We start from the raw sequence: 407 nt of genomic DNA, 5'->3' as shown, positions 1-407 counted from the left end.
GTTGCAGGTCTCGCTGACCTTGCACCGCCTCTGCTGCAGCGGGCTTCAAGTTTTCAACCTGGTCGCGAAGGGATGCACCGTGCTGCTGCCGGGGCAACGTCGGCACGCTGCGTGTCGATCCACCGCCAGCAGAGTGCGCTTTGAACTCGACGGCTTGAGATGTGTCTCGAAGAATGAAATGTGGGCGCTTAGCTTGTAGTTGATCCGGCATTGCTCGGTGCGACCTTCTTGTTGTTCATTCTGAGGTTCAATTTGCGGCGCTCATCGAAAGCACGTGTCAGCACATCTGCTTTTACGCGCTCCTCGTCGTGCATCACGGCTTCCTTGATGGATTCATCTACGGCACGTCTGATCTCCGCGTAGCTCAAGCCTTCTGCCTTGGCTGTGATGGCCTTGAGCGGAAAGGG

1 pseudogene is annotated in these 407 nt (G+C 57.0%); it reads right to left on the bottom strand.

Annotated elements, in window-relative coordinates:
- Positions 1-188: 188 nt before the first annotated feature.
- Positions 189-407 (bottom strand): annotated as a pseudogene (locus ACR6JA_RS23470) (hypothetical protein); the annotation flags it as partial.

Source organism: Cedecea sp. B1(4), from assembly GCF_059414925.1.
This window is presented reverse-complemented; position numbering and strand designations above follow the sequence as displayed.